The organism is Bathymodiolus platifrons methanotrophic gill symbiont, from assembly GCF_002189065.1.
Lineage (GTDB): Bacteria > Pseudomonadota > Gammaproteobacteria > Methylococcales > Methylomonadaceae > Methyloprofundus.
The window spans coordinates 43,635-57,158 of the sequence record NZ_BDMN01000026.1; the positions used below are offsets into that span (position 1 = coordinate 43,635).

General features: G+C 41.0%; 12 protein-coding genes and 1 pseudogene. 8 read left to right on the forward strand and 5 right to left on the reverse strand.

Annotated features, from left to right (window positions below):
• Window positions 1-262: 262 nt before the first annotated feature.
• Both gcvP and gcvT read right to left on the reverse strand, forming a co-directional pair.
• A pseudogene (gene gcvP, locus CDZ78_RS02020) lies at window positions 263-3,120 on the reverse strand (aminomethyl-transferring glycine dehydrogenase).
• A gap of 25 nt (window positions 3,121-3,145) precedes the next feature.
• A complete protein-coding gene (gene gcvT / locus CDZ78_RS02025) occupies window positions 3,146-4,246 on the reverse strand; it encodes a glycine cleavage system aminomethyltransferase GcvT (protein WP_087868463.1) in 1,101 nt (366 codons plus the stop codon).
• Window positions 4,247-4,666: 420 nt separating this feature from the next.
• Between gcvT and hemC the strand changes: the two genes are divergently transcribed.
• The 6 genes from hemC (at window position 4,667) to CDZ78_RS02055 (ending at window position 9,784) form a co-directional block, all read left to right on the forward strand.
• Complete coding sequence (gene hemC, locus CDZ78_RS02030) at window positions 4,667-5,593, forward strand: hydroxymethylbilane synthase (protein WP_087868464.1); 927 nt, start codon at window positions 4,667-4,669, stop codon at window positions 5,591-5,593.
• 25 nt (window positions 5,594-5,618) lie between these two features.
• On the forward strand, window positions 5,619-6,389 hold the full coding sequence (locus CDZ78_RS02035) for a uroporphyrinogen-III synthase (RefSeq protein ID WP_087868465.1): 771 nt from the start codon (window positions 5,619-5,621) through the stop codon (window positions 6,387-6,389).
• A complete protein-coding gene (locus tag CDZ78_RS02040; protein ID WP_167374140.1) occupies window positions 6,382-7,617 on the forward strand; it encodes a uroporphyrinogen-III C-methyltransferase in 1,236 nt (411 codons plus the stop codon). The genes CDZ78_RS02035 and CDZ78_RS02040 overlap by 8 nt, the downstream gene beginning before the upstream one ends.
• 15 nt (window positions 7,618-7,632) lie before the next feature.
• Window positions 7,633-8,859, forward strand: coding sequence for a heme biosynthesis HemY N-terminal domain-containing protein (locus CDZ78_RS02045; RefSeq protein WP_087868467.1), 1,227 nt, complete (start codon window positions 7,633-7,635; stop codon window positions 8,857-8,859).
• A gap of 186 nt (window positions 8,860-9,045) precedes the next feature.
• Window positions 9,046-9,474, forward strand: a complete 429-nt coding sequence (locus CDZ78_RS02050) for a nucleotidyltransferase substrate binding protein (protein ID WP_087868468.1) — start codon at window positions 9,046-9,048, stop codon at window positions 9,472-9,474.
• A complete protein-coding gene (locus tag CDZ78_RS02055; RefSeq protein ID WP_230991151.1) occupies window positions 9,467-9,784 on the forward strand; it encodes a nucleotidyltransferase domain-containing protein in 318 nt (105 codons plus the stop codon). The genes CDZ78_RS02050 and CDZ78_RS02055 overlap by 8 nt, the downstream gene beginning before the upstream one ends.
• Before the next feature lie 108 nt (window positions 9,785-9,892).
• Here CDZ78_RS02055 and cmoB read toward each other — a convergent pair whose 3' ends face one another.
• On the reverse strand, window positions 9,893-10,867 hold the full coding sequence (cmoB, locus tag CDZ78_RS02060; protein WP_087868469.1) for a tRNA 5-methoxyuridine(34)/uridine 5-oxyacetic acid(34) synthase CmoB: 975 nt from the start codon (window positions 10,865-10,867) through the stop codon (window positions 9,893-9,895).
• Window positions 10,864-11,595, reverse strand: coding sequence for a carboxy-S-adenosyl-L-methionine synthase CmoA (cmoA, locus tag CDZ78_RS02065; RefSeq protein ID WP_087868473.1), 732 nt, complete (start codon window positions 11,593-11,595; stop codon window positions 10,864-10,866). Before cmoA ends, cmoB begins: the two co-directional genes overlap by 4 nt.
• A 95-nt stretch (window positions 11,596-11,690) precedes the next feature.
• Here cmoA and hemF point away from each other — a divergent pair, with 95 nt between their 5' ends.
• Together hemF and CDZ78_RS02075 are read left to right on the forward strand one after the other, a co-directional pair.
• A complete protein-coding gene (gene hemF, locus CDZ78_RS02070; protein ID WP_087868474.1) occupies window positions 11,691-12,614 on the forward strand; it encodes an oxygen-dependent coproporphyrinogen oxidase in 924 nt (307 codons plus the stop codon).
• Window positions 12,615-12,787: 173 nt separating this feature from the next.
• A complete protein-coding gene (locus tag CDZ78_RS02075; protein ID WP_087868475.1) occupies window positions 12,788-12,997 on the forward strand; it encodes a type II toxin-antitoxin system Phd/YefM family antitoxin in 210 nt (69 codons plus the stop codon).
• Here the strand turns inward: CDZ78_RS02075 and CDZ78_RS02080 are convergent.
• Window positions 12,988-13,524, reverse strand: a 537-nt coding sequence (locus CDZ78_RS02080; RefSeq protein ID WP_140413842.1) for an ISAzo13 family transposase, incomplete at its 5' end; no start/stop codon positions are given. The genes CDZ78_RS02075 and CDZ78_RS02080 overlap by 10 nt on opposite strands.

Below are 13,524 nucleotides of genomic sequence, written 5' to 3' on the forward strand. Positions count from 1 at the left end.
AGAAAGTGACTGGCTTTGCATATCAGGTTGATTTTGGCTATCAAGAAATTTAACTATTGTAAGTTCCCCAGAGTAACTTAACTAAAGTAAGGCATCAATGTAGAGCGGACTTTAGTCCGCTAATGTAGAAAACTGATATATTGGCGGACTATAAAATCCGTTCTACGTGCCTATTAATATTACCAGGATATTTTCTAAAAAAAGTTAATTCAATTTTGCCGAGTTACTTATTCATGCTTTCTACCCTGTTTTGAAGTACTCACTAAACACAGGTGCATTTTAAATGGCGATCGCCATAAGCTTCATCTATACGGCCAACAGGTGGCCAATACTTATCGACATACTGAGCTTTATCCGGAAAATATGCTTGTTGCTTGCTATAAGGGTGCGACCAGTTTTCATTTAGCAGGCTTAACTGAGTATGTGGGGCATTAACTAATAAGTTGTCTTGCCTATCTGCTGTTCCGTTTTCTATAGCCGTTATTTCCTTACGTATGCTGATCATTGCGGCACAAAATCTATCCAGTTCTGGTTTGTTCTCGCTTTCCGTGGGTTCTATCATCAATGTTTCATGTACTGGAAAAGATACGGTAGGAGCGTGGTGTCCATAATCAACTAGGTGTTTTGCGATATCATTTACTGCTATTCCGCAACTTTTTTTAAACGACCTGCAATCCAGGATGCATTCATGAGCAATCCAGCCATTTTTTCCCTTGTATAAGATTGGGTAGTAGGGGGCTAGATTTCTGGCTATATAGTTGGCATTTAGAATGGCAGTTAAAGTGCTTCTTTTAAGGCCTGCTGCCCCCATCATGGCAATATATGCCCATGGAATACTAAGTGTATTTGCTGAACCCCAAGGGGCTGCTGCAATTGTTCCTATGCTTGAATGTTTGCTTGCTGCAGGGTTGACTCCTGGTACTACTGGGTGAGTTGGCAAGTGTTCGCCGACCTATGGGTCCAACTCCGCCATGCGGAATGCTAAAGGTTTTATGGAGATTAAGATGGGCGACATCAGCTCCAATTTTTCCAGGGCGACTGATACCAATCAATGCATTGAAATTAGCGCCATCTAAATATACCTGGCCTCCATGCTCATGGATAATCTGACATATCTGGCAAAATGACTCTTCAAATACACCGTGAGTGGATGGGTAGGTAATCATAATGCAGCGATAAAACTGGAATGCAGGGAAGCGATTTCTTTTAATTTCTCAACGTTAATATTGCCAGGTTGTCGCAGGGTACTTCAATAATTGTATAGCCTGCCAGAGCTGCACTAGCTGGATTTGTGCCGTGGGCTGATTCTGGAATCAAACAAATATTGCGTTATTCCTGGTTGCATGCCTGATGATATTTTTGAATAACTAATAAACCGCTATATTCGCCTTGTGATCCAGCATTCGGTTGCAACGAAAATGCTGAGAACCCCGTTAAATCACAGAGCATATTTTCCAGTTCTTCAATCAATTGCTGGTAGCCCTGAGCCTGATGCGTTGGCACAAAAGGGTGCAAGCAATTAAATTCGTACTGTGAAATGGCTTGCAGTGAAGTTGCCCAGTTTAACTTCATAGTACACGAGCCAAGGGGGATCATTGAGCGATCTAAGGCAATGTCCTTGCTCGCTAACAAACGCATATAACGCATCATTTCAGTTTCTGAGTGATATCGGTTAAATACGGGGTGTTGTAAAATTTTATCTTTCCTTAGTAAATTGGCAGGAATGCAAGTGGGGCATATTTTATCAATTTCTATTAAATCCGGGATACTCTGCGTAGGTAATGCAAAGATTTTCCAGAGTTGTCTAATCAAGCTTCGAGAACTACTCTCATCCATTGAAATACCCAGTGTATCTTTATCGATAATGCGTAGATTGATTTTTCTCTCCTCAGCTCTAGCGGCAATACGATGGGCTTTGTAAGGGGTATGGATGATAATGGTATCAAAATAGGGTCTTGTGTTGATTTGATAGCCTAATTGCTTTAATCCCTGAGCCAGAACCTGGCTGTAACGGTGTACGCGTTGAGCAATCATGCGTAGACCAGATTCGCCATGATAAACAGCATAAAACCCGGATAATACCGCTAATAACACTTGTGCCGTGCAAATATTACTGGTCGCTTTTGCTCGTCTGATATGTTGTTCCCGGGTTTGCAAGCTCATGCGATAAGCTGTATTGCCATGAATATCCCGGGATACGCCTATTAATCTGCCTGGCATGGAGCGCTTATAGCTATCCTTGCAGGCAAAAAAGGCCGCGTGGGGGGGGGCATAACCCATTGGCACACCAAAGCGTTGCGCATTGCCAATGACTATGTCTGCACCGAAATCAGCGGGTGCTTTGAGTAATAACAGGCTGAGCAAGTCAGTGGCAATGGTAATTAATGCTGATTTTTCCTGGGCTAGGCTGGCAAGCAAGCTGAAATCATTAATCTCGCCTAAAGTATTTGGGTACTGGACAAGTACGCCGAAGCATTGCTGTTGAGCAAAATCTTTTAAGGGATCTCCTAATACTATATTCAGACCTAGTGGTGTTGCATGAGTCTCTAATACGGCAATAGTTTGTGGGTGACAAAGCTTATCGACAAAATAATTATTAGAGCTGCTTTTGCTGATGCGTTGACTCATATTCATCGCTTCAGCAGCGGCTGTTGCTTCATCTAATAAAGAGGCATTTGCAATATCCATTGCTGTTAAATCTATAATGACTTGCTGAAAATTAAGCAATGCTTCTAGTCGTCCCTGTCCCTGGCTTACTTCCGCTTGATAGGGGGTGTAGGCAGTATACCAGGATGGGTTTTCCAGGACATTGCGTTTTATGACTGCAGGCATAACCGTATCGTAATAACCCATGCCGATGAGGGAGGTAAAAGTTTTGTTGCGTGCGCGGATCTTACGTAAGTAAATGATTGCAGCGCGTTCACTGATGGCATCAACAAGCTCTAAAGGCTCGTGGTCGACGATATTGTCAGGAAAAGCGGCAGCAATTATATCTTCGAGTGAATCTAGTCCCAGTTCATCTAACATTTCTTGAATTTGTTGTTTATTGGAGCCTATATGACGTTGCACGAAATTACCGCGCATTTCTAGTTCAGATAAAGGTATGTTTTTAGTCGGCATTAATAAGCACCCTAGATAGTAGTGGTTAGCTCTTGGTTTCGCGGTAATAACGATGTTTTACAAAGGGGAGAGGGGTGAGTGAGACAGGGATATCATGCCCGCGTTGTTGACAAAAAAAGGTGGTGCCGGGTGCAATAACTTCTGCAATTACATAGGCCATGGCAACCGGTTTTTGTAGGCTTGCACCAAAACTACCACTGCTGATTTTTCCGACTTTATTGCCCTGCGAATCGTATAAATCTGTTCCTGATCTGAGTATGCTTTTTCCGCTGGTCTGGATGCCCACTCGATAGTGCTGTGCCCCTTCACGAAATTGATAAAGTGTTCTTTTTGCGCCTAAATAATCAGTTCGCTCTTTTGCAACTAGCCATGATAAGTTTGCTTCTACTGCAGTGATTTCTGTTGAAAGCTCATGGCCATATAAACAAAACCCAGCTTCTAAACGTAGGCTATCACGCGCACCCAGGCCGATAGGTAATACTTCTGTATGAGAGAGGAGGCGTTGCGCGAGATTGTTGGCGAAAATATTAGCAACGGAAATTTCAAATCCATCTTCGCCTGTATAGCCACTGCGGCTAATAGTGCATGGGATATTGTTAATTTCTGTTTGCCTGATGCTCATATAAGGCATTTTGCTAAGCTGCTTTTCATTCTGTTGAAGTACGGTAACGGCTTGTGGCCCTTGAAGTGCCAATAAAGCCTGCTCTGTCAGTAATTCTATCTGGCAATGATGTGGTAAGTGAATCTGCAAGTGCTGTACAACGGCGTCCTTACGTGATGCATTAACTATAAGTAACAAATATTTATCAAGGTTAGCAATGATCAAGTCATCAATAATTCCGCCTGATTTATTGGTCAATGCTGTGTAGCGTTGCTGACCAGGCTGTAGAGTTTGTATATTGCTAGGGACTAGTTTTTCTAGTTCAGCAGCAGATTGATCTCCTGTTAAACGAATTTGCCCCATATGAGAAATGTCAAACAGGCCCGCCTTGGTGCGGGTATGTAGGTGTTCTTTAATAATTCCAGGAGGATAATGTAATGGCATTGCATATCCGGCAAAAGGCGTGATTTTTGCTTTTAATTCAGTATGCAATGAATGTAATGCTGTTTTTTCAATAATATGCATAAAAATCGTTATCTGATTTCAGGTGAAAATAAGGTGCCAGTTACTTTTTATTTTTATTATTGTTATAACTATAGAACTGAAGTTTCCCAATTATTGAGTAGCTGAAATACACAATGCTGGTGTATCGAGGTTTATTTTAGGTGGTTTTGCCATGTTTATAGCAAACCCCTACTTAATTCCCCTTAGGCAATAGCATTTGAAACGAATGAAAAGACTATTTTTTTCATATAGTTGTAGCATAGTTTCAATTTTACCATAAATAATTATTGGGAAACTTCAGCTATAGAAGATATGAGACGTTTGCGTGCATTTTTTAAGAATTAACTGCTCGAGCAAGAAAAACACAGATAAATATGCTAATAAGCAGCATAAAAAAGGTACAATGTTAGGCGTTATGGAAAATGGAAATCAGGACAATTAGTGACTCAACGAATTATTAAAATTGCAACAAGACAGAGCCCTTTAGCTTTATGGCAAGCTGAATACGTAGCGGATAGATTACAGCAAGCTCACCCTGGGATAAAAACCGAATTAGTTAAAATGGTGACCAAGGGCGATAAAATCCTAGATGCTCCTTTGGCTAAAATTGGTGGCAAAGGTTTATTTGTTAAAGAGCTAGAGCAAGGGATGCTGGAAGGTACGGCTGATATAGCGGTACATTCCATGAAAGATGTTCCTGTTGAATTTCCTGAGGGCTTACATTTGGCAGTTGTATTGCCGCGTGAAGACCCTACTGATGCCTTTGTATCTAACAAGTATCAATCGATTGAAGATTTACCTGCTGATGCCAGGATTGGCACCTCCAGTTTACGTCGGCAATGCCAAATTGCTGAGAACAAGCCGAATGCAAAGATATTATCCTTAAGAGGAAATGTCAATACACGCTTAGCTAAACTGGATGCGGGTGATTATGATGCGATTATCCTGGCAAGTGCAGGTCTCAAACGCTTAGGCTTTGCCAATAGAATTACTCAGCAACTGGATAGTACTGTAAGCCTACCAGCGATAGGGCAAGGCACGGTCGGGATTGAGTGTCGAGTGGATGATCTAGAGGTGAACCAGTTGCTAGCTCCCTTACAGGATGAAGAAAGTACCATTAGAATTAGAGCAGAACGTGCTATGAATGAACGTTTGAATGGTGGCTGTCAAGTGCCTATTGCGGGCTTTGCTGAGTTGCAGGGTGGTCACATATATATGCGTGGATTAGTAGGTAAACCTGATGGTAGTGTTATTTATCGGGCTGAGAAAACAGGCCCCATAGCAGATGCTGAAGCAATTGGTCGGGCAGTGGCTGATGAGTTACTGGCAAGTGGTGCTGCTGAGGTATTAAAAGAATTGTATGATTAGAGTTTAAGGGCGTCTGGCAGGGAAAATGATGCAGACAGGAAAAAATATATTGGTCACACGGCCGGATCATCAATCTAAAAACTTGTGTAAGTTGATTGAGCAGCAAGGCTGGCATGCTATTCGTTTTCCAGTAATCGACATTCAGGCTAAGCCGTTATCCACGAAAGATATACAGCGAATACAAAATATAGAACAATATCGAAAGGTCATTTTTGTCAGTGTTAATGCAGTAAATTTTGCACTACAGCTAATTAATGGCAAAATAGATCGTTTGCAAAAATTAACGTGTATTGCTGTAGGTAAAGCTAGCTATCATGCTTTATCCGCTTCTGGGCTTAGCCACGTGTTAATGCCAGAGCAAGGTTTTAATAGTGAAGCAATCTTGGCAATGCCGGAAATGCAGGTGTTGTCTGGACAGTCCTGCCTGATAATTCGAGGTGAAGGGGGGCGTGAATTATTAGCGGATAGCTTACGTGAACGCGGCGCTAGGGTAGATTATTTGGAAGTCTATAAGCGGGTATTACCAATAACCGATAATAAAATCATAGACGCCTATCTGCTGCAAAAAACGCTTAGCGCTATCCTTATATATAGTGGAGATGCACTAAAAAATCTGGTAAAAGTGCTTGTTAAAGAAGACTTTAACAAGCACTTGTTAAATATACCTTTAATTGTTATTAGTCAGCGAGTACAGATAATGGCTAAAACAATAGGGTTTAAGAATATTATTATTGCTGATGAAGCATCCGATGCAGCAATGATAAACGCATTATTGAATGGGGAAGAATGTGGCTGAAATTATAGAAGAACAAAATCAAGCTGAGGTAACGCCAACACCAACACCGGTATCGGTACCTACGGAAAAAAAATCTGGAAATGGTGCCTGGTTTGGGCTGGTTATTATATTGGTTGTTTTAGGTTTGGCTGGGGCAGGCTTTCTATTATTACAACAGTTACGTGACAAACAGCAGGATTTAGGTGGTGAACTGAGTAAAGATACTCAGCAGATGCAAGAATTAACCAAACAAATTTCTGGTTATCAGGAACAGTTAGTTGCGATTCAGAGTCAATTGACCAATTTAAGTGCGGAAGTGAATAGTAAAGAAACTAACTATGAGCACAAACTAAATGAGCATAGTGATATACATAATGAGCGCCTAGATAACACAGCAGAGCGATTAAAAGAATCTATACAGCGTATTCAAAGACAGTTGGGCAAGACTCGTGGTGACTGGTTAGTTGCCGATGCAGAATACCTATTAAGTGTTGCTAACCGTCGTTTGCACTTAATGGGAGATGTCTCGACTACTATTGAAGCATTAAAAGCAGCCGATAATCGCTTGCGAGAGAGTGGTGATACTGCTGAATTCAAAGTCAGGGGGCAAATCACTAAAGAAATTGCATTAGTAAATAAAGTACAAGTCGCGGATGTTGTCGGTATTTATTCGACCTTGGAAATGCTGGAAGAAGATGTTATTAAATTAAACGTTTTTTTACCCTACTCAGGTAAGGGAAAAGATCAAGAAAATGCTCGTGACGCTTCATCAGGTCAGACTGCTGATGATTTAAATGATGCGCTAGATAATGCTTTAATTGAAATTGAAGGTATTATTACTATTAGACGTTTAGATAACCCGGTTACAGAGATAATTACCCCGGAACAGAAAGCATTTATAAATGAGCAGCTAAGTACCAAACTGGTTATTGTTAAGCTTGCCCTGGTACAGCATGATGATGCACTTTATCAGGCTGGTATTAAAGATGTTGTCCAGTGGTTAAATAAGAATTTTACGAAAGATGCAGAATATAAGCATTTCATGAGTGAATTAGACAGGTTAAAGCTTATACAGATTCGGAGTAATTTTCCGGATATTAGTCAGTCACTTAAAATGTTAAGAAATATTACCAAATTAAGACTGGAAACGGATAAAGCTCTACGACCTGCAGCAGAGATTAAGTCCTCAACAAAACCTGAGACTAAAGTAGAGAGCTTAACACAGCCCACTACTCAGAAAACTCAATAACAGGAGAGTTGAGTTATGAAAAATATTCTATTTTTTCTAGGAACCTTAATTGCCGCAGTCGGGTTTGCCTTTATTGTCCATGAGTGGATGCTGCAATATGATGATCCGGGCTATGTCTTAATTGGTATCGGTCATTGGGCTTTGGAAACATCGCTAATTGTTTTTGCTGTTGGGCTTATTATCAGTTTCTTTATTTTCTATGTTTTGTTCAGGGTCCTGGGTTGGCTAATTCGTCTGCCGGGAAAAATAAAAATGCGTGGTAAATCGGTTAAATTTAACCGTTCACAAGATGCATTGATATCAGGATTGGTAGATTCGGCTGAAGGTAACTGGGAGAGAGCTGAAAATACATTAATAAAACATGCGTCTAATAGCGGAGCCCCGTTAATACACTACTTGACGGCTGCACGAGCAGCGCATTCGCGTGGAGCAATGGAAAAGCGTGATGAATATCTACAGCGTGCCACGAAAGATGCGCCAGGTTCTGAGGTTGCAGTAGGTTTAACTCAAGCTGAGTTACACCTGTCGCAAAAACAATTTGATCAGGCTCTGGAAACGCTGACAAAATTACATTCCATTGACTCTTCGCATGCCAGTGTTCTAAAGATGATGCACCAGACTTACCAGCAGTTAGGTGACTGGAAAGCGATACGTGCGTTGTTACCTGCCTTTCATGAAAATAAAGTTTTTATGGAGGCCGAGGTCAAGCTATTAGAAGTAGAAACATATAGCGTGTTGTTAAAAGAAACTGCTGAACATGCGGATGCTCGTGAAATTCAGGAGCTTTGGGACGGTGTTCCAGAGCATGTTAAAACCATGCCAGGCGTTCCGGCTATTTATTATGCTGCAATGATTGAAGCGGGTGCAGGAGCGAAAATTGAAAAAGACCTGGTTAAGTCTTTAAATAATAAATGGGATATGACCCAGCTAGTTTTATTTGGCAGTGTTCAGTCTATAGATTTTCGTGGACAGTTAGAAATAGCTGAAAAATGGTTGTTACAGCACGGTAATGACCCTATCTTATTGCGTGTTCTGGGGAAAATCTCCATTAAATGTGAGTTTGCTGACAAAGCTAAGAAATATCTAGCTAAAAGCATTGGTGTCGAGCCGACTGTCGAAGCCTATCGTATTTTAGGCAACTTTCTGGCAGAGGAAGATGATCAGGAGCGTGCAAGTGAATGTTATAAGCTTGGCCTTGAACTGGCATCGACTCAAGTCATCAGTCACGCGAGTGCAATGTAAAATAGTATTTCTCTGTGCTCGAGTAGAGTGTGGCTTTAGCCCGCCAATAACTTCTTGATACTACTATACTATGTGATTTTATTAGGGTTGTGAGCCAACCAGGCTCACAGTAAAAGGGGCTTTAGAAGCGAATGTATCGCACGACTTCTTTATTCGAAGTGAAGATTTTTCTCAATCCAGAAAACTATGACTGATATTGATACTCAATTCCTGGAGCGTTGCATACAGGCCTTAGGGAGAGCGTTGACGTTTCTACAAGATAGTGAACCTGACAGTATCGAGTATGAAATGTATCGTTCGGCCTGTATCAAGGAATTTGAGATTATTCTTGAGCAATCGGGTAAATTACTTAAAAAAACCTTGAAACCCTACTTCCATAGTAATAAAGCTGCTGATAAATTAATCTTTAAAGATATTTTTCGTCAGGCAGCCTTGCATAGCATTATTAGCCTGGAAGAAACGGAAAGGTGGCTAAACTATCGTGACAATAGAAATACTACGGCACATGATTATGGATTAGGTTTTGCCGAAGATACGCTAAAAGTGTTACCTCAGTTTATTATGGATGCAAAGTCGCTGGTTATAGCCATTGATAAGCAAAATCAGCATGATTGATTTAAGAGAAAATGACCAGAAGCGGATTTGTGAACTGATAGAAAGAAATTTTAATGAGCCACTTGAGGTCTGGGCATACGGTAGCCGGATAAATGGGACTAATCATGACGCGAGTGACTTGGACCTGGTGATGAGAGGCGCTAATTCTAGACGCTTAGATTGGGAACAAGTAATGAACTTCTGCGAGCAGTTAAAGGATAGTAATATTCCCATCATTGTAGAAGCGCGTGATTGGGCGAGGCTCCCCACTAGTTTTCATCAGCAAATTCTAAAAAAATACGAAGTTTTGTATACAAGCCTCTCAGGTTAGGGAGGACTTCAGTTCGCCCTTCTAGATTCCGCCTTTGGAGTAAACCCGACCTACGGAGAAAATGTGGTTTTTCCTTTTTCCTATGCAGGAACAGGGGAACTAGAAAAGTTAATCAATCGTGGCAATAATAGTTGCACGCCTCGGGGCCGGATGCCCTTCAATGGTCAAATCTGGATTGTCAGGGTCTAAAAAATCTTCTAGCGAGTTAAAGGTCATCCACGGGGTTGATCGTTGTTCCTGCATACTCGTTTGATTAACGTCGACAACACGTATATTTTTAAAACCGCAGCGTTTCATCCAGCCCACCAGAGTATCGCAAGTAGGTAAAAACCAGACATTACGCATACGCGCATAACGGCCCTCGGGTACTAAAACTTCGCCTTGCTTACCTTCGATGACCAGTGTTTCTAAAACCAGTTCGCCACCACTGCGTAAACAATCGCGTAAATCTGTTAAATGATCAATGGGCGAGCGGCGGTGGTAAAGTACTCCCATGGAAAACACAGTATCAAAAATTTTAGTTTTTTCAGGTATCTCTTCCAGAGTTAAGGGCAGGACATACGCCGGAGCTTCACCATATAAGCGACGTATTGCTTGAAACTGTAATACATGTAACTGCACAGGGTCAACTCCAACGACCATTTGCGCACCTGCTCCAAGCATGCGCCAGCAGTGATAGCCATTACCACAGCCAACATCTAGAACTAGGCGCTTATCTAATGAGGTGATATGGTCTTTAATACGATCCCATTTCCAGTCTGAACGCCACTCGGTATCCAGATGTAAACCAAATAAATCATAAGGTCCTTTACGCCAGGGGAACAGGTTTTTTAAGCCGGCATCCAGTTGTTGCCATGCAGCTGCTGATAATTCTTTAGTCTGACCAATTTTAAACCCCTCATCATTAAGCTGGATACTCGGGTTAATGGGTACTGGTAATTGCTCAACGGCAGCATTCCATTTGGTGAAATTACCATGTGCTTGCGGATTTAGTTTTTGCTGAATTTGTTTTGCTAAAATGGAGCTCCAATGCACGGCGCCTCTTTCAGTTAGTAGTTCGTAAAGCGGTTGGTAGTCAATCATTTCAGAGCACACATGGAAGCAAAGTTAAAATATTGAAACCAGACTTCAGCACTATCAAAGCCTGAATGCAGAAGGCGGTTTTTATGTTCAGCGAATGACTCAGAAATTAAAACATTTTCCAGTGAGGCACGTTTCTGGCTTACTTCCATATCGCTATAGCCATTGGCTTTTTTAAAGGCATGGTGCATTTCTGTTTGTAAGGCTTGTTGTCTTGTGTCTTTAAACAAAAGCTTTTCAGAGAGAATTAATAAACCACCAGGCAGCAGCCCCGCATATATCTTTTTAATAAAGGCATCACGATCAACTAAAGGAATAAATTGTAGAGTAAAATTCAATACAACCACAGATGCATTCTGTATATTAATGTCTTGAATATCACTACAAATTAACTCAACGGGAATTGCTGCAGTGTCTCGATCTATGATTTTCTGGCAGCGTGATAGCATGGCAGTGGAATTATCCACAGCTATAATTTTACAGTTTGGTGCCGCTATTTTATGACGCATGGAAAGAGTGGCAGCACCCAATGAGCAACCTAGGTCATAACAAAGACTATTCGGCTGTGCAAAGCGGCTGGCAAGTAAACCAATAGCTGAAATAATAGCGCTGTATCCAGGTACAGAACGCTGTATCATGTCAGGGAAAACATCAACCACACTGTTATCGAATTTAAAACCATCGACATTCCCTAGTGGGCTTGCGTATAAAGTATCTTTTTGTGAATTCATTTTAATTATCATAAAACCAGAGTGTTAATTTTACTTAATAATTGCCACTTTGTACGTAGAAATAAACTTTAAGGAGAAAATGAATAGTGGCACACATTAGTCAAAATGAAATTGAGCAGGTAAAAGCTTTCCTATTAGGCTTGCAAGATAGTATTTGTGCAGGACTACAAAAAGAAGATGGCGGAGCAGTCTTTGTTGAGGATGCCTGGGACAGAGCAGAAGGAGGCGGTGGCCGTTCGCGAGTATTAACAAACGGTAAAACCTTTGAGCAGGCAGGGGTGAATTTTTCTCATGTATTTGGCCATAAACTTCCGCCTTCAGCAACGGCAAAGCGTCCGGAACTAGAAGGTCGTGATTTTCAGGCGATGGGAGTATCACTGGTCATTCATCCACATAATCCTTATATACCTACTTCACATGCTAATGTACGTTTTTTTATTGCAGAAAAAGAAGGTGAAGAGCCTATCTGGTGGTTTGGTGGGGGCTTTGATTTAACCCCATTTTACCCCTTTAAAGAAGATGCTATTAGCTGGCATGAAACGGCTAAAGCAGCTTGTGACCCTTTTGGCGCAGAGGTGTATGCACAATACAAAAAATGGTGTGATGAATATTTTTATCTCAAGCACAGGGATGAAACTCGAGGGGTAGGTGGGTTATTTTTTGATGATTTAAATGAGCCAGGGTTTGAGCAAAGTTTTGCTTTTATGCAAAGTGTGGGGGAGCATTACTTAAAAGCTTATTTACCCATTGTGCAAAAACGCAAAGCAACAGAATATGGTGAACGTGAACGTGATTTTCAGTTATATCGTCGTGGGCGCTATGTGGAATTTAACCTGGTTTATGATCGTGGGACCTTGTTTGGTTTGCAATCGGGCGGACGTACCGAATCTATTTTAATGTCTATGCCTCCGGTAGTGCATTGGAAATATGACTGGAGCCCGGAAGAAGGTAGCCCAGAAGCAGTATTGTATAAAGATTATTTGCATGCGCGAGACTGGGTTGGCAGACTAATTTTTTAAAGTGTCACACCAAGCTATGAAAGATATTTAGGTGGTTTAGGTTGCTAGGGTAAAAAATGCGCCCCTTTTTACGTCAGCTGAAGAAGGAGCTATGCACCACAAGGAATTGACAAATATTAAAAATGAATATAAAGTCTAGTCTGACTAGTTTTTATGATAAGGAGTTAGACGCAATGAAAAATAATACATGGCAACTTCAAGATGCAAAAAGCAAATTTAGCCAATTGGTTGAAAATGCTATGTCAAGTGAACCCCAGTTTGTTACAAAACATGGAAATAATGCTGTGGTTATTCTTTCATTTGAAGATTATAAAAAAATCACAAAACCTAAAACGGACTTAGGAATAAGCACGAAACAACTTCCCGATATTAATTATTCTTGAGGAATTGCACGGTAATTCCATTTTGGTAAATGTGTATCAAATACAATCGGCATTATTTCTTTGAAGTCAGCGGCATATTTTCGTCCTGTCTCGTATATTTTGTCGAGTATGTGAACAATTGTTGTTAGTCCTTTTGACGTTGATGTTCTAGAAATCAATGTTTTAACTGTTTCAACCGAGTCAAATACAACACCTTCACAAGCACGAGTCACATGAGGAAAAAAACGATGTTCAATGGGATTATACTTGGAGGTATAAGGAGGATAGTGGGCAATCCTAATTTCCAATCCAAGTGCATTCGCAGTCTTTTGTAAATCTTCTTTAAAAATGTAGTGCCGTGAGCTGTTACTCCCTCCACCATCGCAAAGGATCAACAATGATTTTGCTTTAGGATAATGAATAATACCCTCGTTTACCCACCATTGAAATAAGCTATCACAGGCAAATTCACTGGTATCATGACTCGTTCCAAGCGTGATATATCCTGTGTTTCGTTTGAGGTCATAAAACCCATGAGGAATAACACT